The organism is Micromonospora sp. NPDC049004 (assembly GCF_040649315.1).
Taxonomy (GTDB): domain Bacteria; phylum Actinomycetota; class Actinomycetes; order Mycobacteriales; family Micromonosporaceae; genus Micromonospora.
Window position 1 is genome coordinate 488922 of the sequence record NZ_JBEZFG010000006.1, and the last position, 23318, is coordinate 512239.

A 23318-nucleotide genomic window follows, 5' to 3' on the forward strand; every position below is an offset into this window, starting at 1 on the left:
CCCTCATCATCTCGGGAAGGCGGTGAGGACCTTACCGGTAAGTGGTTCGAAACGGACCTCGATCACCACTCCTCGCACCTCCCCGATTATCTCCTGAACGGCGGGATCACCCTTCCTCGTACGGAGGGTCTTCTCAGCGTAATGGGCGGACCCGGTCTTCCAGCTGCGCGTACTCTGCGGGTCGGTGAGCACATCTGCGACGGCGTCCAGGACCTCATCGTCGCTCCACTCCTTGGGGAAGGCAGACTTCCCCGGCAACCCCGGCCACGCATGCCCCTCAAGGATGTGGTCGGCATCATTGCCCAGGAGATCCCGTCCCACGCCGCAGTTGTGCACGAGGACTGGCGTGGCACCGGCCACCACGTAGTACGTGTGGATGTCGGCGACCGTGAGGTCGTGCATCGCCTCCAGTCCGGCGTACGAGCGCACGGCCTGGACCGTGATCGCCGTGCCGCCGAGCGCGCGCAGCGCCTCACCGACCTGGACGTCGGCCGCGTCGATCCAGTCCTTGCGGTCCTCGCTCCAGAACGGGTGGTGCTGGGTGGTCTTGATGACCGTCGCCTCGGCGCCGTCGGCCTTGACCGTCAGATCCGTCAGGTCCGCGTCCTCGTTGCGGTGTGTCCTGGTGACCTCGCGAGCCTCGGTCCTCCCGGTCTCCGGGTCGGTGGCGAGGACCAGGTCACCCTCGCGCAACTCCTCGATGGCCTTGTAGCCGCCGTTGGCCAGCACCACCTTCGTCCCCGGCGCGAAACTGTGCCGTTTCGTCAGGCAGCTCTCGGCCGCCTTGAGGACGTCGTCGGCCCACTTCGTCTCCTGGGTCCACTTCAACAGCGCCCTGCCGGCCTTGGTGATCGTCTTGGCCATCGGTTTGGCCTTGCGCAGGAACTGGAGGGCCTTACCCACGGGCAGCATGCCGGCGAGGGTGAAGGCACAGGCCATCAGATCGCCGTGGATGCAGTCCAGGATGTCGTTGATGCCGAAGAAGTCGAGCAGCAGCTCACCGCCGGCCTGGATGATGATCGAGATGGCGTTCTGCTTCTTGACCTCCTTGGCCCGCTTGATCTCCTCGTCAGTGGGGCCACCGTTCTTGCCGCCGCCCTTGCCGCCCTTGCTGCCGCCGCCGTTGCCGCCACCGGCCTCGTGCGCGGCGCGGGCTTCGGCCCAGTCGTCGTCGCCGCAGCTACCACCGCAACCGTCGTTGTCGCCCTTGACCTCGACGTAGTTGCCGTACATGTCCTCGTAGTCGGCGCCCGGACCGCAGGCGTCGTCGGAGCAGGCCCGCAGGCCGCTCGGGTCGGAGAACGTGATCGGGTTGTTGTTGCTGTAGGCGTACGCGTTCCACTGCTGCGGGTCGGCGAGGTCCTGCACCGGGTCGACGGAGATGAACCGTCCGATACCGGCGTCGTACTGGCGGGCTCCGACGTTGGTCAGACCCGTCGGATCCTTGTCGCCTCCGACGAAGCCCTTGCTGTTCGTCCACTGCGGCTGGGTGCCGCGCGGGTCACCGTACGGTGTCTGCCGGCGGACGGTGACCGCCTGGGACGCCGCGTTGACGCCGGTCTGCTGGGTGCCCTGGTGGTCCGAGTAGAGCCAGGTCAGGGCGCTCGGCGTACGGTTGGCGACCGTCCTGCCGGCGAAGCTGTAGTAGCGGGTGCCGGTGACGACGGAGTTGTTGTCGCGCCGGATCTCCTGGCCCGGCAGGTAGAGCGTGCTTCCGGTGGCGTCGCGACGGATCAGACGCGCGCCCTCGGCGTCGTAGATGTTGGTCTCGACGGTCTGCCCGCCGGCGCTCACCGAGGCGAGCTTGCCCTCGGTGTTCCACTTCAGCGTCTGCGAGTTGGTCCCGTTGGCGCAGTTGTTCGCCGTGGCGGCCGCCGGCCGGCAGGTCATGTTGCCGACGTTGTCGTAGGCGTACTGGGTGGTGACTGCGGCCTGACCGGGCGCCTCGGTGAGAACCGAGGTGACCGAGTGCGGCCGTACGGCGTTCTTGCCGCTCGCCGGCGACGTGTAGGTACGGGTGGTGTCCCCCGCCGCCGTGTGTACCTTCTCCGTGCTGCGGTTGCCGACCGCGTCGACGGTCCACTCGTGCCAGTAGGGCGCCGGCCCACCCAGGTTGGCCGTGCTCGGAGCCGTCTTGCAGTCGACACCCGCCTTGGGCGTCCACGCGTTGGTCATCCGGCGCAGGTCGTCGTAGCGGAAGCACTGGGTGTCCGCGGCGCCGACCTGCGGGGTGTCCTTGATCCAGAGAATGTTGCCGGCGGCATCGTGTTCGTAGTCGGTGTCGACCACCGTGCCGGCGGCGGTCTCCGGCGTGACCGTCACCCGGTCGACGCGCCGGGTCGTGAGGTCGTAGTAGGTGTTGTCCTCGACGTACACGCCGCCGTCGGTCTTGCGGGTGGTGAGCGTCGGCTCGCCGTACTGGGTGTACTGCTGGCCGATCACGTACCGACCCACGTTGATCAGGTTCGTGGTCAGCTCGGTGGGCAGGCCGGTCGTCGAGTCGTACGTGGTCTGCACCTTCTCGGTGGTCAGACCACCGCCGGCCGGATAGGTGACAGCCGTCGGACTGCCGTCGTAGGGCGAGTACTCGTAGCCGTAGGTCCAGGTGCCGGCGAGACTCGCCACCTCGTTGGTCGGGATGACGTAGTTGGTGCCGGTGGGCTGGTAGCGGTCACTGAAGCCGCGCACCTGCCACTTGTAGGCGTTCGAGGACCCGGCCGACTCGTAGCGGATGCTCTCGGTGAGCTGCCCGCGAACCACCTGACCGGTGTAGAGCTTGTCGTACTTCCACTCGGCCAGCTTGTTGGCGGCGCTCACGCTGCCGGCGTAGAGACCCTTGCGCCGCCCCGACGAGTCGTACTCGTTGACGAGCACACCGTTGGCGTCGGTGACCGTCTCCACCTGGTCGTACTGGGTGAAGGTGGTCGTGGTGACGCCCTTGTCCGGGTCCTTCGCGCTCGTCTGGCGACCCTTGACGTCGTACGTGTTGACCCACTCGTTCCCGGCGGTGTCCTTGACGAGGGTGAGCTGACCCTTGCGGTTGTAGGCGTAGGTCGTGACGTGGTCCGGCGTGACCTGCGTCCGGTCGGTCTGCTGCCGCAGCTCCACCGTGCGGCCCTGCACATCGGTAGTGGTGGTGGTGACGGTGCCACCCGTCGGCGGGGTCACCTTCGTGGCGTCGCCGAGGTACTCGGTCCTGGTCCGCCACTTCTCGACCAGGTTGGTGACACCGTCGGTGCCGAAGAACACCTGGTCGGTGGGGCGAGAGGCGTTGTCGTAGAGCGCCTTGGACAACGCCGGCACCGACCACTCCGGCTCCCACCAGAGCGCGCCGTCGGGCGTGCCCGGCTCGGCGTGGGCCTGGTAGGAGGTCACGGCCCGGCCGGTCGCGTCGTAGAGGGTGTCGGTGACGACCCGGCCGCCGCCCACCCCGGCGGCCTGCGTCTGGCGGGGCCGCAGGAAGGCGTCCTTGATCTCGTACGACGTCAGGTACCCGCCGCCGGCGTTGAGAGCCCGGCTCTTCGTGTACGGGTAGGCGTCCCGGTTGGGCGCGTAGTAGTACGTGTACTCGACCGACGGGCTGTTCGGGTGATCCGCCTGCGGCCAGCCGACCTTCCAGCCCTTGGCGAGCCGACCCATCGGGTCGTACACCAGGTCGGCCTGCTTGCCGTTGTAGTCCCTGGTGCGGATGGGCTGACCCCAGTAGGGGCGTACCTCGATGGTGTTCTCCCAGTCGACGGTGCCGCCGTTCGGGTCCGGCGTCCGGGTGGTCACGCTCGTGACGGGTCCACCGGTCGCGGGGGTGTACACCGTCTTCACCGTGCGGCCACGGGCATCGGTGGCGGTCGCCGGACGCCCGTAGGCGTCGAAGGTGGCCTGGCTGATGGTCTGCCAGACGGTGCCGCCGGCGGCGGACCAGTCCCCCAGCCGGTCGATCCGGGTGACCTCACCCCGGGTCGGCGCGGCGTCGACGCTCGTCGCGCCGTCGTAGAACTTCCGCTCGTCCGCGACGATGTCGTCCTGGCTGGTCGGGGCGGTGGCACACGGCAGGGCCTTGACGGTGATCTGCTTGACCGTCTCGAGCAGGTTCGCGCCGGTGTTGCGGTTGTAGAGGTAGGTCGTGCACGTCTCGTCACCGGTCTTGCCGACGTCGCCATCGGACTGGACCGACTTCGTGCTGCCGTAGTCGTCGTCGAAGTCCGTCACCGTACGTCCGGTCCGCCAGCCGGATGCCCCGTTGACTCCCAACGCCACCGCCTCGTAGGTGACCCGGGTGTTCGTGTAGTGGGCGGAGACCACGTCCTTGTTGATGGTGCGGGTCGCGAGCGCCTTCGATCGCCAGGGCACGTTGACCGTCTTGCTGACCGGCTTGTTCTCGACGCCGTTGTAGACGACCTGCTCACGGACCATCCCGGCGAACTGGTCCTCGTCGTACACGGTCTCGCTGCCGAGCGAGGCGCCGACGGTGACGCTACGGGTGCCGCCGGACGGCGCCGCCCGGTCACCGTGCATGCCGCGCAGGAACGTCGTACGCGTCAGCGTCTGGGCCGGCGCGTCACCCTTTCGGACCTCCACCTGACCGAAGCCGCGGAACTGGTTCCAGGTCTTGCGCTTCGGCTGCACCAGCCCGTTGTCATCGGCGTAGTGCCAGGCGGGAGCGCCCAGATAGGTGTAGTAGGTGTTCTGCACCGGCTGGCCGTGGTCGGTGCCGCCGGCCATCACCTTGATGTCGGACTCGGACACCTGCGTGACAACGTACTTGTGCCAGTACTCGGTGAGCTCCGTGCCGGGCAGGTACGGGTCGGGGCCGACCACCGGGTAGCAGAGGCGCGTGTTGGACGACGGGGACGACGGAAGGCTGTTGCTCTTGCAGTCGGCCTGGCTGTACGTGACCTGGATCTGCCCTCCGGTCTCGGTGAAGATGTTGCCGATGCGCATCCGGTTGTTGCTGGTGTTGTTCTTGGTCAACACCCGGTTCGGCATCGACACCGGCTCAAAGGTCACCGGTGGTATGACGACGGTGCCCCCGACCAGGCCCCTGTGCACCAGCGAGGTCAGCCACATGCCCGCGTGATCGCTGCCGTCACCGACCGGCGGGTAGGAGTGCGTAAGCGTCCACGAGTCCACCGGCTGCCAGTCCGGCGTGGTCTTCGTGGTGTCCCAGACGCGCGTGGTGACCGTCGAGAGCCGCTTGGTCGTCCAGAACGTCGGACCGTAGTTCTCCTTGCAGTCCGCCGCGGCCGACGTGCACTCCTGGTCCCAGGGGACGTCCTTCCAGTTGCCCCGGTTCGAGCAGTCGGTCACGCAGCGGTCCGCGACGTCGAGGACGATCTGGGCCAGGGGCTTGACCGAGCGGTCGGTGGAACTGCGGTCCCAGGTGCCGTAGTCGATCCGCCGCAGCGATCCGCCGCGGACGTAGGACGCCTTGTTGGTGGAGGTGGCGAGCTTGGCGTAGTAGTTGGATTCCTTCTCGTACCAGTACGACAGGGTGTTGCCGCGCGGGTCGACGACGTAGTCGAGGTTCCACCGCCAGGTCTGATTGCAGAACGACGAGGCGAACGAGGAGCCGTTGCACGGTTCGTTCGCGTGGTTGCCGGCGACCGGGACGGTCCAGGCGGACTCGGTGGTGGCGCTCTGGCCGGGCAGCGTGTTGCGGCCGAAGAAGTACTGCGTGCCGTCGGGCGTGGTCGCCTTCCAGTACTCACCGTCGTCGTCACCGTTGGCGGTGCCGGTCAACTTCTCGATCTTCGTGCCGTCCTCGTTGCGGCTGTGCCAGCCCTTGCCGGCCTCGAAGATCAGTTCGCCACCCCGACCGTTCAACGACATCGTCGCGTTGTCGGAGCGCCAACACTGGTCCCCGGTGCGGTTGGAGCTGTTGTTGCCGCCGCTCATGTCGTCGGCGCACGGCACGTAGCTGCGCTCGATGTAGCCGGACCAGAGGCTGAAGCCCTCACCGACCCACGACGGCTGGCTGTTCGACGCGTCGGACTGGCCGTCGACCGCGTCCGAGCTGTAGGAGAGGCCGAGGCTCGGTGCCGGGCCGCCGATGCCCGGCGGCATCCGCATGGGGTACGACCAGGAGAAGCCGCCGGTCGACGTGCCCGCCGACCAGGTGGCGCTGGCCGCCATCGGGGTCGCGGAGAAGTCACCCTCCGGACCCGAGCTGCCCGCGGCGAGCGCGACGAGCGTCCCGGCCTGCCCGGCGGTCCGCGCCGCCGCGCTGTCGGCGGCCACCGGCACGTCGGCGGTCACCGAGGCGCCGTCGTTCGTGGAGATCAGGGGCTTGGCCGCGCACTCGGCCCGCTGCGGGTCGCGCAGTGCGCACTCCGGGACCTGCCACAGCCGCAGCCGGGATGCCCAGTCGCCACCGAAGGCGTCCCGAAAACCGCGGTAGTCCACCGAGACGGTGGCCGCGCCGGGCTGAGCGGGTGTCGTTGACCGGGCGGCGGCCTGACCGGCGTCGCCGATCCGCAACATCAGTCCGTCGCGCCACCGGGCCGGCACGGCCGCGCGGTCCAGCAGTTGAACGGAGACCGCCGAGGTCCGGGCGCCTGCGGGGCCGGTCGCCCGCTGGACCGACACCGGCAGGGCACCAGCGGGCACCGCCGAGGACGAGGAGCGGCGCTGACCTGCCGCGCCTGCCGCGCCGTCCGTCGGCAGGGTCACCGTCGCACCGCCCGGGCCGGGCCACACGGGCGCGGCAGGCTTGGCGTTCGGTACGGCCTTCGTCGTCCGGGCACGACCGACCGCCGGGCCGCCGTCCTTGTCGAGCTTCTCTCGTTGGCCGGTCCCGGGCTTGGGGCCGCCCGGCGCGGCCTGCGCCGGAACCGACGCTCCCATGATCACCAAGGCGGTGCTGAGCAGTCCGGCCAGGAGGGCCTTGCCGACGTTATGCGGCATATGCAGAGTTTGACGACGAGTTTTTGGGTAGGGGGTCACCATGCCTCCACGGACGAGGTCGACGTGCGGGGTTGGGTCAGGGGCCGGAGTGCGGTCAGTCCTCGGGTGCTTCCACCGACGCCGGCGACTCCGCGTCGAAGAGCGTCTTGACCGCCACGTCGGTAAGCGCGCCCTGGTAGAGGCCGAGCTTGTCGATGTCGCCCCGCCAGAGGTCGGACCACCGCGGCGTACTTCCCGACGGAGTGAAACGGGCGGCACCGACAACGAGCGGACCGGTCGCGTCGAAAGCACCGGTGAAGGTGCCGGTGCTGAAACTCTTGATGCCCTCCTGCTTCCCGTTGACATACAGCCGGATCTCGCGTCGGGACGCGTCATAGACAGCGACCAGATGCGTCCACCGAGCCCAGTCGTCCTCCGTCAGGGCCCTTGACGCCATCGGAACCGCCGCGGTCTGACCCGTGGTGACATCGGAGTCGACGCCGAAGACGCTGACACACCACCGGTACTCGGTGGTGGTGCCGACCGCGATGGCGCGCTGGCCGAGGTAGAACGCCGACTGCTTGGTGCCGGCCTGACTGACGGCGGTCATGGTGCCCAGTGCCTGCGCGTCGGGTCGCACCCAGACGGACACCGAGAAGGACTGGTCCGTACGCAGCACCCGGCCGTCCTGCCAGATTGGGTTCTGCGGCTCGGCGAGATTGTCCTGCGAGCGCCCGTACTCCACGGTCTCCTGGGCTGGGTCGTCGATGCCCTGCCGGTCCAGCGAGAGGAACTTGTCATCGGAGAGGGAGCCGAAGTCGGCGCCGGCAGTCAGGGCCAGCCTGCGGCCGAACTGGCCGTCCTCCGGCGCGCTGCACAGGGTGGGGTCCGTCGACTCCACGTAACACGCCATGCCGTTGCCGAAGCCCCATTCACCCACTCTGATCGCCGACAGCATTCCCGGCTCGTCGAAGCCCCCGGAATCCGGATCTTCGGCGAGCTGACCGGTGAAGTCGTGGTCGACCAGGACACGGTCGTACACCTGCACGTCGGCCAGGTTGCCCTTCAGCCAGTTCACCGGGGCACCCGAGGCCCAGCCCCGCCCGAGGCTGAACGGGCCGCCGGCGCTCCACGCGGTCGCGGTCCGATCCGTCTCGGCGGTGAGTGTGCCGTTGACGTAGAGCCGGATCTTCCCGGCGGTCTTGTCGTAGACACCGGCGAGGTGCGTCCAGCGTCCGACGTCAGCAGTTGTCAGGGCGGAGCTGACCGCTGCGCGGGTGGAACTGGTCTGCAGGTCGCTGTCCTTCATCATGAACGACCAGCGCGGCGTCGCCGGGGAGCCCGCCAGCCGGGTGCCCAGCTGGAGCCCGACGGTGCTGGTGCCGGCCTGGGCGGCGACCGCCATGTCCGCCGTGGTGGGAAGCGCCCCGAGGCGCACCCAACCCGCGACGCTGAACGACTTCGTGGTGTCCACCACCGGTCCGGAGGTGGCCAGGTTGGACGAGGTGCCGTTGAACGAGGCGGTCTCGCCACGGATCAGCCGCAGGTCACCGGTCCAGGAGACGCTGCCCGAGGACAGCGGGGTCCTGCCGGAGGGCGGCGACTGCTGCCGGTCATCGAGCGCCTCCGACGCCGTGACACCGGGGTAGGTCTCCAGACCCCAGCGGGCCGCCGCGGGCGCCGGCCGAAGCGCGGTGAACTCCCGCGAACCGTGGCCGACATTGCCGGCGCCGTCGGTCGCCGACACGAAGAGAGTGTTCAATCCGTACTTGGGCACCACGAGCGACACCGTCGCCTGCTTCACGTTGACAGTGGGGTTCGGCGGATCCGTCCACGTGCCGCTGCTCGCCGCGATCTCGGTGACGGGCGGGTCGACCCAGCCGTACCGGAATTTCGTCACAGTGGTGTCGGTGGACCTGATCACGAAGGTCGCCGTGCTGCCCGGCATCGCTGTCCCGGAGGTCAGCGTCGCGGTCACCGGCGGGACCTTGGTGTCCGCCATGAACTTGCACCAGTCCGACCAGACGCTGGTCCGGCTGTACGGGGCAGGGTCGGTGGCCTTGGCGCGGAACGCGTACGTCACACCTTCGCTGGCGGTCACGGCGGCAGTCGTCGATCGGCCTCCGGCGGGGACGGATGCCCCGGCGGGAGCCGACCGGCGCGGGGTCGACGCATCGATCACGCCGTTGCTGGGCACCTGGACCCACTCGTACCCGGTCGACAGCGCCTGGGTGCTGTCGGCGTCCGGGAAGATCGCGGAGAACGTCGGCTTCAGGGTGCCGATGACGAGCGTCGTGTTGACCGGGCAGGCGACACCGGCGGCCTGCAGATTGGTCGGCTTGCCCGGGATGGCGTCGAAGTCGACCACCAGCTTGGCGTTGCCGGGGAAGAACTTCTTCCACCGGTCGGTGGTGGACTCGCCCGACCCGTCAGTGGCGCTGCACGCGCAGAAGCCGAAGGTGATGTTGGTGGCGTTGCTCGTCGCGGAGGACTGGATCACGCTGGTCACCGCGGACCCCTGGAAGTTGACGGTCATGTCCGGCTGCGGCGAGTCGGAGCATCCCGAGCCCTCGTTGGCGTGTGAGCTGACCGAGGACTTCAGGCCGATCAGCTTCGGCGCCCAGTTGGTACGCGGGGTCGAGGCGATGCCGCCCGAGTGGTACATGTAGGTCGGCGTGTTGCCGCACGACCAGGAGTGGTCCAGCTTCATCTGCACGTACGCGGACTCGATGTGCTTGCCCCGCACGCTGGTCAACGGGAAGTCGAAGTAGGACCGGTACAGCTTGCCGGACTCCGGGTCACGACCGACCCGGGCCACCGAGGTGTCCGTGTTGTTGCTGTTGTTGTTCGTCGAGTACGCCCACCGCGACTTGCCGGTGGACCAGGCCGGGTCGATGTAGACCGGGAAGGTGGCGCCGGCCGGCGCCAGCAGCGCGGCGTCCGGGCGCAGGACCAGGTCACCGCCGTCGACGCCGACGTTGACGGCCGCGACGCGCGCTCCGTCACCCGGCGCCGCCGACGACGAGAGGTCGGACGACGACCCACCCGCGGACGTGGCGTCCCCGGCCGAGGCCGTCGCCGATCGCTGGCCCGACGGCGCGACACCGGCGCGGGAGTCCCACATGACGGCGCTGTCGGCGGCGGCGAGAACCTCATCGCCGGCGAGGGCCGACAGACGACCGTCCCGACCCCGCACCACCCGGGCGTCGCCGCCCAGGTCGAAGCGGAGTTCCCGCAGACGCGGGTTCGCCGCCGCCTCCGGAGTCTTGACCACGAGGACGTGGGTGAACCCGGTCCGGGTGGCCCGCAGCACCAGGTCCGTGCCGGGCAGCACGTCCGCGTAGGTGGCCGAGTCACCGGACACCGAGGGACGGGGTAGACCACCCGGCCAGGACAGGGAGAACGACCGGCCGTTGCGGGACAGGACCACCGCGGCGGCATCACCACCGTCGGAGAACCGCACGTCCGCTACCGACGCCGTCGGCCGCCAGCCGTCCGCACCCCGACGGAGCGCGAGGTCGACGACCGCCCACGAGCCGTCGGGGCGCTTGACCTGCTGCGGCACGACCGCCAGTTCTGCCGTGAAGCCCCCGGACGGGTTGGCGAACACCTGCGTCAGTTCGGTGCGCGCCGACGCGACCTCCACCCGCTCACCGGAGCGGCGGGCGGCGGCGGAGGCCGAGGCGGAGTCGGCCGCCTCGGAGATGCCTGTCGACGGCTTCGGCGCCGCGGCCGGTGCGGCCTGCGCGGGCACCGCGACGGATGTGCCGACAAGCGCGACCGCGCTTGCGACGACGAGTAGGGAGCGTCTCTTGAGGTGGGCAGGCAGCAGCCAGCGGCCAGTGGTCATCACGTTTCCCCCGTGCTGATGAGAACTAGTCGGCCGAACTGTAGGACTGGCTAAGAGGTTTGTCTATGTCCGCTACCGCCCGTGATAACAAATGGGGTACTAGCCCGCAATGATCACTGCGGCCGCACCCGCCGTCACCGGACAATGGCCGTCGATCGCTTCACATAAATGAGCCGGCGACCGCCGGTCAGCTCGCCGCCGGCTCGGTGGCGGCGAGCAGCGCGGCCTCCCGGGCCGGGTCCAGGCCGACCGAACCGCGGCCGGGCCTGCCGGCGCGCGGCGGGACCGTGCCCACCTCCCGCAGCCACCGCCACGTGTCCGCCACCGTCTCGGCCACCGGCCGGCAGGTCAACCCCGCCGCGTGGGCCCGGCTGGTATCCCGCTCCAGCAGCCAGCGGTACGGATGCCCGAGCGGCAACCAGATCGGCAGCTCGTTCCACGGCTCCACCCCGGCGGCGAGGATGGACTCGGGGTCGGTCCAGCGCAGCCGGGCGCCGGAACCGGTGACGGCCACGCACTCGTCGAGCAGCTCACCCATTGTGGAGTGCCCGGGAAGGCTGACCGCGTTGAACGTCCCGCCCCGCCGTCGGGCGCCCTGGTCCAGCATCCAGCCGGCCAGGTCGCGCACATCGATGCACTGGATCGGCAGCTCGGCCGGGCCGGGGGCGAGCACGTCGCCGCCCCGCGCCATGCGGCTCAGCCACCAGGGCAGCCGGCCGATGTCCTCCCCCGGCCCGAGGATCAACCCGGCCCGGGCGATCAGCGCGCGGTCACCGAAGACCCCCCGCACCGCCCGCTCCGCCCCCGCCTTGAGGTGCTGGTAGTCGCCGTCGACAGCGTCCGGGTCGGCGTCGGCCACCGGCGCGGTCTCGTCCGAGCCGGGCACCACCGGGTCGGCGTACACCGAGCCGCTGGACACGTAGGTGTAGTGCCCGACGGAGTCGACCAGGGCACGGGCAGCGTCGCGCGCGGCGCGCGGAGCGCCGTCCCAGGTGTCGACCACCAGATCCCACTCGCCGTCCGCGAGCGCCGCCAGCCCGTCCGGCGCGCTCCGGTCACCCCGCAATCGGTGTACGCCCGGCGGGACCGCCCCGTGCATCCCCCGGTTGAACACCGTCACCGACCAGCCCCGGCGCACAGCCTCGGCGACAGTCGCCCCGCCCACGAAACCCGTACCGCCCAACACCAGCAATCTCATGTGCTCCACCCTGCCGGGTGGCTGCGTCGCGTGGCGTTCCTGTTCACCGCGAGCGGATCTGCCCTCGGCAGAACCCCGCCCCAACGTCCAGGCGCTGCCGGATCGGGCCGGCACCCGAGCTCGGGCCGGCTACCGGGCTCGGGCCGGTCAATTGGCGAGCAGCAGGTCCAGCGGGCGGGGCACGGCGCCCGGGTCGAGAGCGCGCACGAGCGCCCCCGCGTAGCGGGCCTTGCGGCCACTCATCGTCCCCAGGAAGCGCCTCAGCTGCCGCTCGATCGAGCGCCCACGCTGGGCGGGCTGGTTCTGGAACACCCGCAACCGGGCCAGGTCGCCCTGCTCGGCGATGACCCGCTCGACGCCGTCGCTGCCGAGCGCGCGGATCAGCTCGTCCTCCAGGTCTGTCACGCACACACCGAAGCCGAGCGTCTCCATCGCCGACCGGCTCAGGCCAGCACCGAGACCCGCCTGCTCCAGGCCACGCCGGAAGAAGCGCTCCTCGGCCTCGTCACACAGCCCCCGCACGGTCACGGCGAGGCCCTGCGCGCCGAAGAGCCGCAGGTACCGACCGACGCTCATCGCGCCTCCGAGCGGCACCACGCACACCCCCTCGGCGGCCAGATCGCGGTGCCGTCGTTCGGCCAGCGCCTCCACCGCGCGCTGGTCGCTGACCCCCTCGACGAGCACGACGGTACGCAGGCCGGCCGCCGACTCCCGGGCCGTGTCGGCGGCGGTCGCGGCGTCCGGACCGCCGGCCGCCCAGACTCGTACGGCGGCGCGGAAACGGTCCGGGTCAGGCACGGGACCGAGTCTCGCAACGACCGACCCGCGTCACAACCGGATTGTCGCGGTCTGCCGGGCATCGGGGTCCCGGTGGTGTCACCACGGCAAGAACGGCTCGTCATCGAGGATGCGATGACGAGCCGTTGTTTACTGGTGGGCGATACTGGGTTTGAACCAGTGACCTCTTCCGTGTCAAGGAAGCGCGCTCCCACTGCGCCAATCGCCCGTGGTTTCCGCCCGATCCGGGAGCGCAAGCCCGTCGAGGCGAATCGCGAGCGGACGACGGGATTCGAACCCGCGACCCTCACCTTGGCAAGGTGATGCGCTACCAGCTGCGCTACGTCCGCACGTCCCCGACGAACGCCGGCGACGCGGCAAACTCTACCCGATGCCAAGATCGGCGGACGCGCGACCCTGGGCGACGGCGATTGCGCTGGTCGCCGCCGGGGTACTGAGGGACCTCGACAGCGCACCACACCCCCTAAGGAGGCTGTCGTGGGAATCGGCACCAGCATCTTCCTGATCGCGCTCGGCGCGATCCTCACCTTCGCGCTCGACGCGAGCGTCGGCGGCATCGACCTCGACGTGGTCGGCTGGATCCTGATGGGCGCCGGCGTGCTCGGCCTGATCATGACCACGCTGATCTGGGGTCGCCGTCGCCAGGCGGTTCCCGTCGCCACCGAGCAGCCGGTGGAGTACCGCCGGGTCGAGGAGCCGGTCGAGTACCGCCGGGTCGAGGAGCGGCGGGACATCGCCCCGCCGCTGTGACACGACACCGGCGACCACTGACGGAATTAGCGGAACATCCGGGCCGGCCACCTCGACAGAGGCGGCCGGCCCGGCGTTGTCCGTGCCCCCCGCGCCACGGGAGACACCTGACGCTGCCCGCCCCGCTCACCGCATGAGGGCGTTGAGCGTGCCGTAGTCGAGGGCGTCCGCCAGCGCGTCGTACGTGCCCGCGCCGAGGGCCTCGTCCGCCGCCCGGCGGGCAACCGTGTACGCGGCCTGCGCGATCGACGAGCCGAGGCTCACCCGGGCCACACCGAGCCGGGCCAGGTCCCCCACCGGCGGCGCACCCGGCCCGGCGAGCACGTTCAGCGGCGCCGGCACCGCCCGCACCAGCGCGCCGATGGTCGCCGGGTCGACCACCCCGGGCACGAAGATGCCGTCCGCGCCGGCGGCGAGATAGGCGGTGGCCCGGTCCAGGGTCTCGGCGACGTCGTCGGCGCCACTGAGGAACGTGTCGATCCGGGCGTTGACGAACAGCGGCAGACCCGCGGCGTCGGCCGCGCCGCGCACCGCGCCGATCCGGGCGCACTGGTCGGGCACGTCGCGCAGTGGTGGGCCGCCCTCGCGTCGGGCGTCCTCGATGTTCACGCCGACGACACCGGCGTCGAGCACGGCCCGGGTGGTCACGCCGACCTCCGCCGGTGTCGTCCCGTACCCGGACTCGATGTCCGCGGTGACCGGCAGCGACACCGAGGCGGTGATCCGGCGGACCAGGTCGACGGCCGCGTCGCGGCCGAGGATGTCTCCGTCGGACGCCCCGAGACTCCAGGCGACGCCGGCGCTGGTGGTGGCCACCGCGCGGGCGCCGGCGGCGGCAACGACGCGGGCGCTCGCGGCATCCCAGGCGTTGACCAGGACCAGCGGTGACCCGGGGGTGTGCAGGGATCGGAACAGTTCGGCTCGGGTGTGGTGTTCGCTCACGCGGCAAGTCTCGGCCGGCCCCGCGACCGCCGGTAATGTTTTAGCGCCAGCTGAAACCACCGGGGGGTGCCGTGGTCGCCATCAGCATGTCGGCGGGCGCCGTCGCTCGCATCCGGTTCGCCGTCTCCTGCCTGTGGGAGGTCGTCGCGAGCGTCCGCGTGCTGCGCGACCCCGGAGACCACGCGGTCCACCTGCCCTGGGTACGCCGGGTACGTCGACAGCTGGTCGAGGCGGGTCTGATCGAGGCGGACGGTGGGCTGCTCTGGCAGCTCGTGCCGACCCCGCCCGGCTACCTGGCCGACTTCCTCACCCCTCCGCCGGCCAACCTCAACCCCGATCTGGCCGCCGAACTGACCGCCCTGCGGGCCACCCCGGCCAGCGTCGTCCGTGCCCACCTGGACCTGTATCCGGGCGACCGGACGCCGGCGCTGGCCGCCCTGTACGTCGACCCGCCGGCCGGGCTGCGCCGCCTCAGCGAGGAGATCGAGGCGTACTGGCGGATCGCCCTGGCCCCGCACTGGCCGCGACTGCGGCTGCTGCTCGACGCCGATGTCACCGCACGCGCCCGGCTGCTCGCCGAGGACGGCGCTGCGGTGCTCCTCAACGATCTGCACCGGCAGGTCCGGTGGGAGGGCGACACGCTTGTCGTCGCGCAGCGGCACTGCCTGGCCCCGGACGTCGCGGACGGCCCGGGCCTGGTGCTGGTCCCGTCGGTCTTCGTCTGGCCGTCGGTGCTGAGCGTGTCCGCCGGGGACGCGCCGCAGCTCGCCTACCCCGCCAGTGGGCTGGGCACCCTCTGGGAGCGGCCCACCGGCGTCCCGGACGCGCTGGCCGCGGTGCTCGGCCGCGGGCGGGCCCGGCTGCTCACCGAACTGATCGGGCCGGCGAGCACCACCGAGCTGGCCCGTCGCAGCGGGATGTCACCCGGCGGCGTCTCCCAGCACCTCACCGCGTTGCGCGCGGCCGGTCTGGTGGTGACCCACCGGCGGGGCCGGAGCCTGCTCAGCGCCCGCACCGACCTCGCCGAGGCACTGCTCTCCGCAACGGCATAGCCGACATCGGCGCCCGCTCACCTCGTCACCCATTGCCGAGGCGGTCTACCGCCGCCTCGGTTTCCGGCCGGTGGCCGAGGTCCGGCTGCTGATCTTCTGACCGGGCCGCCCGCTCGCTGACACGTTCCCGGAGCAGATGCTCACCCGGAACGCAGAAAAGCCGCCCCGGGGCATGGTCAACGGAGCCGCGGATTGCGAAACTGCTCGCAATGTCCAGCACACCGCTGTCCCTGCCGCAACCATCCGCGCGGACGCCCGAGTTCGGCCGGGACGCGCTCATCGTCTGCGAGAACCTGGTGCGGATCTACCAGACCGGTTCGATCGAGGTGCAGGCGCTACAGGGCCTGGACTTGGCCGTGCAGAGTGGTGAGCTGGTCGCCGTCGTCGGCGCCTCCGGGTCGGGCAAGTCGACGCTGCTCTCCATCCTGGCCGGCATCGACGCCCCCACCGCCGGGCGCGTCCGGGTCGAGAAGTGGAACCTGCTGGCGATGTCCCGCGCGGACCGGGTGGACTACCGCCGGCACACCGTCGGGTTCGTACGGCAGCAGACGGCGAGCAACCTGATCCCCTACCTGACGGCACGGGAGATGGTGGACCTGCCGATGACGGCGGCCCGGACCGCGAAGAAGGAGCGCCGGGAGCGCGCGGCCGAACTGCTGGACAGCCTCGGAGTCGCCGACTGCGCGGACCGGCGCCCCGGGCAACTCTCCGGAGGGCAGCAGATGCGGGTGGCGATAGCTGTGGCGCTGGCCAACCAGCCGCGGGTCCTGCTCGCCGACGAACCGACCGGCGAGTTGGACGCCGCCACGTCAGCGGAGGTCTTCGGCGTGCTGCGGGACGTCAACAGGCGCTACGGCGTCACAGTTGTCGTGGTGACCCACGACCCGGAGGTCAGCGGCCAGGTCGAACGGACCATCGCGATCCGGGACGGGCGCACCAGCAGCGAGGTGCTGCGTCGCACCACCACCGACGCGGAGGGCGACACCCACGTGATCGCCGAGGAGTACGCCGTGATGGACCGGGCCGGGCGGGTCCAGGTGCCCCGCGAGTTCCGCCAGGCGCTGGCGCTGACCCGACGGGTCCGGCTGGCCCTGGAACCCGACCACATCACGATCCGTCCCGACGCGGGAAGCGCCGAATGAGCGGCGAGCCGCTGCTGCGCGTGCGCGACGTACACCGACGCTTCCGCACCGGCCCGACGGTCGTCCACGCCCTGCGCGGGGTGTCGTTCGACGTGGCCGCCGGTTCCATGGTGGCGCTCGTCGGCAGGTCCGGCTCGGGCAAGACCACACTGCTCAACGTCATCGGCGGCCTGGACCGCCCGGACGCCGGCTCCGTGCACGTCGACGGCGCCGACATCAGCGCGCTCGACGAGGACGGCCTGTCCCGGCTGCGGCGCGAGAAGGTGTCGTACGTCTTTCAGAGCTTCGGACTGATCCCGGTGCTGTCGGCCGCGGAGAACGTCGCCGCCCCCCTGCGGCTGGCCCGCGCCGCCCCGGCCGAGCGCGAGCGGCGGGTGGAGTTGCTGCTGGATCTGGTCGGCCTGGCCGATCACGCCCGGCAGCGGCCGACCGAGCTGTCCGGCGGCCAGCAGCAGCGGGTGGCGATCGCCCGCGCGTTGGCCGCCTCGCCCCGGCTGCTGCTCGCCGACGAGCCCACCGGGCAACTGGATGCCGAGACAGGTCTGTCGGTGATGGCCCTGCTGCGCGGGATAGCGGAATCCGAAGGCGTCACAGTGCTGGTGTCGACGCACGACGCGGTGATGATGGCGTTGGCCGACCGGGTGATCCGCATCCACGACGGACACCTCGACGAACAGGCGACCGGGCAGCCGTACGCGCCCGTGCCGGACGCCAGGTAACGCGACGATGCTGAGGCTGGTCAGCCGGCGTGCCCGCGCGCAGTGGCAGTTGCTGGCGGCCCTCCTCGGGGTCGTCACGATCGGCGCGACACTGCTGGGCACCTGCACCCTGCTGGTCACCCGCACCGCCGAGCGGGCGCTGGAGGTCGCCGTGGCCCGCGCCGCCCCCTCCGCCGTCGACGTGACCGTCTACACCGGAGCCGTGGAGGGTCGGGACACGCGGTCCGTCGCCGCCGACACCCGTACCGTGGTGACCTCCGCGCTCGCACCGTTCCCGGTGACGACCACCGCGCGGGCGTCGACGGTGCTGCGGGCGCTGCCGCCCGCGCTCGCCCCGGGCACCACGGTCCCGCCCCAGGCGTACCTGTCGGGGCTGGACGACCTGCCGGCCCGAGCCGAGCTGATCACCGGGCACTGGCCACAGCACCCCGGCGACGCGGTGCTGCTGGAATCCACAGCCGGGCTCCTGCACCTCACCCCCGGCAGCCGGGTGCGCCTCGGCGCCGAGCTGGCCCACCCGCCCGTCCCGGCCATCGACGTGACAGTCGTCGGTGTCGTACGCCCGCTGCCCGGTCGCGGCTGGGACCGCGACCCGCTCGCCGCGGCCGGCTCCGCCACCGGCTACCGGGACGGCCGCTTCCTGCAACCCGTCAACGCCTACGGGCCGTTCCTCGTCGACCTCGCCGACCTGCTCACCACCGGGGCCACCGTCGACCGGATGGAAATCACCGCCCATCCGGACCTGTCCCACCCCCACCGTCGCGACCTCGAAACCATGGCCGGGGCCGTCCGCAGCGCCGACCGCCGGCTGGCCGGCACCCTCGGCGACCGGGTCACGCTCGCCCGTGTCTCCTCCGACCTGGCGCTGACCCTGGGGAACGCCGACGACCAACGGCGCGCGACAGCCGCCGTCGTGCTCGCCATCGCCGTCCTCGGCGGGGTCCTGGCCGCGACGGCACTCGTCCTCGCCGGCCGGCTCACCGCGGGCATCCGCGCGGACGAGACAGCCCTGCGGTCAGCCCTGGGCGCCAGCCGTGGCCAACTCGCGGCCACCGCGACACTGGAGGCAGGGCTCGTCGCCGCCGTCGCCACGGCGCTCGCCATACCTGCCTCGTCGGCCCTGCACGCCGGCCTGACCCACCTCTCGCCGCTGGACGATGCCGGGCTGACCGTCCGGCCGGCCATCACCGGCGCGCAGGTCCTCGCGGTGGCCGGCGGCGCGCTGGTGCTCACCGCCGTGCTCACCGTCCTGGCGATCCGGCCCGTGCCGGCACCCGGCGACCGGCGTACCCGCCGCGAACTGCTGGCCCGATCCGGCGCCGACCTGATGCTCGCGGTGTTCGCCGTCGCCGGATGGTGGCAGCTGCACGCGCAGCCCACCGTCGCCAGTCCACGCGCCGACGCGGTCCGGATGCTCGCGCCGGCGCTGCTGCTCACCGCCGGCGCCGCCCTGGCGCTGCGGGTGGTACTGCCCGCCCTGCGCGGCGCCGACCGGCTGGCGTACCGCGCCCGCGGGTTGGCCCTCCCGCTGGCGGTGTCCGAGAGCGCCCGCCGGCCCCAGGCGGTCGCCGCCGGGCTGCTCGTCGGGCTGGCCTGCGCGGCCGGAACGTTCGGCCTCGCCTTCGACGCCACCTGGCACCAGTCGCAGCGCGACCAGGCCGCGCTCTCCGTCGGCACCGACCTGGCACTCACCCTCGGTACGACGCCGGTGCCCGGAGACGGCGCGGTCGTCAGCGCGGCCACCGCCGGGGCGGTGAGTCCGGTCCTCAACCGTGGCACCGCCGTCGGCCAGTGGCTCGGCACCGCCGGCGACGCGCCACGCCTGGTAGCCGTCGACACCACCCGCGCCGACGCGCTGCTGCGCGGGCCGGTGGACAGCGACCGCGGATGGGCGGACGTCGGTGCCACCCTGGCACCACGTACCCGGGTCACCGGCCTCGCCGTCGCGGCCGGCGCCCCGCTCGTCCTGAGCGGGACGGCGGCCGGCGGCGCCTCGCTCGCCGTGACGCCGCGGCTGCTGCTGCAGGACGCCACCGGACTGCGCACGTCCTGCACCGGTCCTGCCATACCGCTCGACGGCCGGGAGTTTCGGCTCCCCGCCTGCGCGACAGCTGACGGGCTGCGTCTCGTCGCGGTCGCCCTGCCGGTCACCACCGACGTGGGCGACGAACCCGTGGCCATCACCGGACCCGTCGCCATAGCGGTCGCGCTCACCGTGCCGCCCGCGGGCTCGCCGGAGCGGCCCACCGACGGGTCGGACTGGACCGCCACCTCCGCGCCGCCGGTTCCGAGCAGGATGCGCGACCTGACCGTCCAACTGTCTCCCGCGCCTACCGGAACCGCGCTGCGGATGGCCGCGACAGTAGACCTCGACAGCGCCGACGACGCCGCCCGGACCCTCGTCGCCACCGCCTTCGCGGACCCCGGGCCGGTGCCCGTCGCCGTGTCCGCCCGCTTCGCCAGCGAGGTGGGTGTCGCCAGCGGCAGCACCCTCAGCGTCACCGTCGGCACCACGCCCGTCCCCATCGTCGTGGCCGAGGTCGTGCCGACCGTGCCCTCCGCCCCCGGTGCCGTCGCCGTCCTTGCCGACCTGGACACGCTGTCCCGCGCACGCGCCGTCACCGGCGACCTGACGTTCCCGGTCGACGCCTGGTGGGTGGGCCACCCCGCCGGTCCCGACGCCGCCGAACGGGCCACAGCCCTGCACCTGGGCACCGTCACGAACCGCGAGGCGGAGACCGCCCGACTCACCGGCGGCCCGCTGCGCGCCGGGCTGCCCGCCGCGCTGCGGCTCATCGTCCCGGCCGCGGCCCTGCTGCTGCTCGCCGGCGTCGTCCTGCACGTCACCTGCGATCTGCAGGCCCGCGCCGTCGAGGTGGCGCGGCTGCGCGGCCTCGGGATGTCCCGGCGCGGCATCCGGGCCGTGCTGCTCGGCCAGCACGTCGGCGTGCTGCTGCCCCTGCTCGCGGCGGGCGCGGCCGTCGGCGCGCTCGCCACCCGCGTCGTCGCCCCCCTGCTCGTGCGCTCCGACACCGGCGCCGCGCCCATCCCGGCCGCCCAGCCGCAGTGGCCGTGGCCTGCCGAGACCGCGCTGCTCGCCGTACTGCTCGCCGGATGCCTGCTGGCAGTCGCCGTCGTGGTCACCGTCCAGGTCCGCCGGGCCGACGCCGCGCACCTGCGGGTGGCGCCGTGAACCGCTGGCTGACCCGCCGGTGGCCGGCGCCGCACTGGCCCAGCGTCCGCGGCCGTGGCCGGACCGACGCCGGACCGCTGCTGCTCACCGCCGCCGTCATCGCTGCCGTCGCGCTGCTCGCCGGGGCCGTGCCGGGGCTGCTCCGCGCCGCCGCCGACAAGGCCGTCCAGGACGCGGTCCGCCGCTCCGGCCAGGACTCGAACGTCCTCGTAGGCGCCGACTGGGAACGCGACGACGGCCCGACCGGCGGGCGGGTCCGAACCGCCCACCTCGCCGATGACATCGACAATTTCCGGGACCGGGCGACCTCCGCGCTCGGGCCCGACCTGGACGCCGTGCTGCTTTCGCCCATCGCCGTCGCCAGCGGCCCGATCCTCACCGTCACCGAGGGCAACGCGCCACGTACCTTCCAGTTCACCTACCTGGCAGGCGATGGCGGCGGCCCGGACGTGACCTGGATCGCCGGCAGCGCGCCCGGGCCCACGGTCACCGACGAATACGTCGTGACCCCCTACCAGGGACCGCCCTGGCCGGTGCAGGTCGGCCTCTCCGAGGCGGACGCCACAGAACTCCACCTCGGCCCCGGCGATCGGATTCCGGTCAAGGACGGCCACGGTCGCAAGAAGGACGTCCGGATCAGCGGAATCTACCGACCCGCGGACAGCGCCGACCCCGCCTGGCGACTCGCCCCGGCGCTCCTGCACCCGGTGCCCGGCGCCGACGGCGTGGGGATCACCCGGATCGCCGGCCTGCTGTCACGCGAGTCGCTGCCGGACGCCCGGCTCGCCGTCGGCGAGAACGAACTGCGGCGCACCGTCCACTTCGCACCCGTCCCCGATGCGCTCACCTGGGACACCACAGCGACGCTCGCCAGCCAGGTGGTCAAGCTCAAGGCAGCGTCCGGCTCGTCGGCCGCCCGTGACGAGTCCCTGAAATGGGAGTCGCGGCTCGACGTCACCCTGCGCGAGGTCCGCGGACGGATCAGCGCCGTGTCCGCGCAGGCGGCCGTCCTGCTCATCGGGGTGCTGACCGCCACGGTACTGGTCCTGCTGCTCGCCGCCGACCTGCTGGTCCGCCGCCGCACCCCGGCGCTGAGCGCCGCCCGGCAGCGTGGGGCGGCGCTACCCGACCTCGGTGCGGAACTGACGATCGAGTCCACTGTGGTGTCCCTCGCGGCCGCCGCCGTCGGGCTCGCGCTCGCCCGCGCGGCGGCTCCGGGCGTCTCCTGGGCCTGGGCCGTTCCCGCTGTCCTGGCCGGTGCCGTCGCCGGGCCGGCGTTCGGCATCCTCGCCGCCGCGCGCGCCAGCCGCGACAGGCGTCAACCCGCCAACGCGGCCGCTCGGCGCTGGATCCGGGCGACCGGCCAGCTGCGCCGCGCCGCCGTGGAGGCGGCCGTCCTGATCGCCGCGGTCGCCGCGTTCGTCACCCTGCACCAGGGCGGGCTCCTGCCCGTCGCCTCCGACGGCGACACCGGCGAGCTGACCGGCGACACCATCCTGCCGATCAGCGCCCCCGCGCTGGGCGTGCTGGTCGGTGCGCTGGTCCTGATCCGGCTGCTGCCCCTCGGGGCACGGTTCGCGCTTCGACAGGCCCTGCGCTCGCGCCGCCCGCTGGCCGTGTTCGGTGCCGCCCGGGCCGCCGCGACCGCCGGGCGCGCGCTACCGCTGCTGGTTCTGGTGAGCGCCACGGCGCTCGCGTCGTTCGCGTTCATCCTCGGCACCACGGTCAGCCGGGGCCTGGCCGACGGCGCGTGGAGCAGCGTCGGCGCCGACGCCCGCCTCGACGTCGGCGCCGAGGCCGGGGCCGGGGCCGCCACGCCTGCGGTCGCCGAGCGCATCGCCGCCGCACCGGGCGTCGGGCAGGTGGTCGTCGCGCAGGTGACCGACTCGGCGCGCGTCTTCAGCGAGTCGACGCTGTTCACCCCACGCCTGGTCATCGTGGACACCGCGGCGTTCCAGCGCCTGCTGGCCACCACCCCGCTGCCCGACGCGCCGGACCTGGCCCGGCTCCGGACACCCGGCCCCGGGGACGTCCCGGCGCTGGTCCGGTCGAGCGACGGTGAGCTGCGGGCCGGTACGCGGTTGCAGCTCCCCCGGGACGATGCCCCGGCGATCCGTCTCACCGCCGTCGGCACCGCGCCCTCCGTCGGTGGCGCCGGTGACGTCGTCATCGTGGACGCCGCGGCCCTCGCGAGCGCCGGGCTGCCCGCCGTCCCGAACACCGTCTGGGTGACCGGCCCCGGCGCGGCGCGGGCCGTGTCGAACAGCGGCGTCGCCGCCGACGTCGTACTGCGCGCGGACGTCCTGCGGGCGCAGCGGGTGGCGCCGCTGACCGCAGGGCTCCTCCGGCTGGCGTGGACGGCCGCCGCGATGCTGCTGGCGCTGGGGCTGCTCGGCCTCACGCTCGCCGCCGCCGCGGGCGCGGCGGAGCGGTGGCAGACCCTGACCCGGCTGCGGACCCTCGGCCTGCGGCACCGCGACGCCCGCTGGGTCGCCGCCGGAGAGGTGCTACCGCCGGTAGTGGTCGCCGCGGTGTGCGGCCCGCTGCTCGGGGCCCTGCTCGCACGCCTGACGCTCGGCCCGCTCGACCTGCGGCTGCTCACCGGCCAGGCCGCCGATCCGGGGGCGGTCCTGCCGTGGTGGCTGCTCGCTCTGGTGAGCGTGGCGCTGCTCGTGGCCGCCGCGACGGTCGTACCTGTCGAGTCGGCGCTGCGGCGACGCGACCGGCTGAGCGAGGTGCTCCGCGCGGGCGAGTAGGACGGCCCAGTACGACTGAGGCCCGCTACCGGTTGTCCG

Annotated in this window: 11 protein-coding genes and 2 tRNA genes; 6 read left to right on the forward strand and 7 right to left on the reverse strand. The window is 72.4% G+C overall.

The annotated features are described in order from the left end of the window. Window positions 1-6: 6 nt before the first annotated feature. From AB0B97_RS20910 to AB0B97_RS20935, 6 genes are all read right to left on the reverse strand, one after another. A complete protein-coding gene (locus tag AB0B97_RS20910; protein WP_357495640.1) occupies window positions 7-6900 on the reverse strand; it encodes a polymorphic toxin-type HINT domain-containing protein in 6894 nt (2297 codons plus the stop codon). A gap of 94 nt (window positions 6901-6994) precedes the next feature. Beyond that, window positions 6995-10729, reverse strand: a complete 3735-nt coding sequence (locus AB0B97_RS20915; protein ID WP_357495642.1) for a LamG domain-containing protein — start codon at window positions 10727-10729, stop codon at window positions 6995-6997. 187 nt (window positions 10730-10916) lie between these two features. Next, window positions 10917-11927, reverse strand: coding sequence for an NAD-dependent epimerase/dehydratase family protein (locus tag AB0B97_RS20920; RefSeq protein WP_357495644.1), 1011 nt, complete (start codon window positions 11925-11927; stop codon window positions 10917-10919). 147 nt (window positions 11928-12074) lie between these two features. Continuing rightward, window positions 12075-12725, reverse strand: a complete 651-nt coding sequence (locus tag AB0B97_RS20925) for a TOPRIM nucleotidyl transferase/hydrolase domain-containing protein (protein ID WP_357495646.1) — start codon at window positions 12723-12725, stop codon at window positions 12075-12077. Between the two features lie 133 nt (window positions 12726-12858). Further along, window positions 12859-12933, reverse strand: a tRNA-Val gene (locus AB0B97_RS20930). 48 nt (window positions 12934-12981) lie between these two features. Further along, window positions 12982-13054, reverse strand: a tRNA-Gly gene (locus AB0B97_RS20935). 148 nt (window positions 13055-13202) lie between these two features. Between AB0B97_RS20935 and AB0B97_RS20940 the strand changes: the two genes are divergently transcribed. Continuing rightward, window positions 13203-13475, forward strand: coding sequence for a DUF6458 family protein (locus tag AB0B97_RS20940; RefSeq protein ID WP_234581604.1), 273 nt, complete (start codon window positions 13203-13205; stop codon window positions 13473-13475). Between the two features lie 126 nt (window positions 13476-13601). Here AB0B97_RS20940 and AB0B97_RS20945 read toward each other — a convergent pair whose 3' ends face one another. Continuing rightward, window positions 13602-14417: an isocitrate lyase/phosphoenolpyruvate mutase family protein gene (locus tag AB0B97_RS20945; protein WP_357495648.1), complete on the reverse strand. Its 816-nt coding sequence runs from the start codon at window positions 14415-14417 to the stop codon at window positions 13602-13604. Window positions 14418-14488: 71 nt separating this feature from the next. Between AB0B97_RS20945 and AB0B97_RS20950 the strand changes: the two genes are divergently transcribed. From AB0B97_RS20950 to AB0B97_RS20970, 5 genes are all read left to right on the forward strand, one after another. After that, a complete protein-coding gene (locus tag AB0B97_RS20950; protein ID WP_357495650.1) occupies window positions 14489-15469 on the forward strand; it encodes a DUF5937 family protein in 981 nt (326 codons plus the stop codon). Between the two features lie 209 nt (window positions 15470-15678). Continuing rightward, complete coding sequence (locus tag AB0B97_RS20955; protein WP_357495652.1) at window positions 15679-16611, forward strand: ABC transporter ATP-binding protein; 933 nt, start codon at window positions 15679-15681, stop codon at window positions 16609-16611. Beyond that, window positions 16608-17330, forward strand: a complete 723-nt coding sequence (locus AB0B97_RS20960) for an ABC transporter ATP-binding protein (protein WP_357495654.1) — start codon at window positions 16608-16610, stop codon at window positions 17328-17330. The genes AB0B97_RS20955 and AB0B97_RS20960 overlap by 4 nt, the downstream gene beginning before the upstream one ends. A gap of 7 nt (window positions 17331-17337) precedes the next feature. Continuing rightward, window positions 17338-20523 carry an FtsX-like permease family protein gene (locus tag AB0B97_RS20965; RefSeq protein WP_357495656.1) on the forward strand — a complete coding sequence of 1062 codons (3186 nt, stop codon included), beginning with the start codon at window positions 17338-17340 and terminating at the stop codon, window positions 20521-20523. After that, the gene (locus tag AB0B97_RS20970) at window positions 20520-23279 is read left to right on the forward strand and encodes an FtsX-like permease family protein (protein ID WP_357495658.1); all 2760 of its coding nucleotides are present in this window, start codon (window positions 20520-20522) and stop codon (window positions 23277-23279) included. The genes AB0B97_RS20965 and AB0B97_RS20970 overlap by 4 nt, the downstream gene beginning before the upstream one ends. Window positions 23280-23318 lie beyond the last annotated feature (39 nt).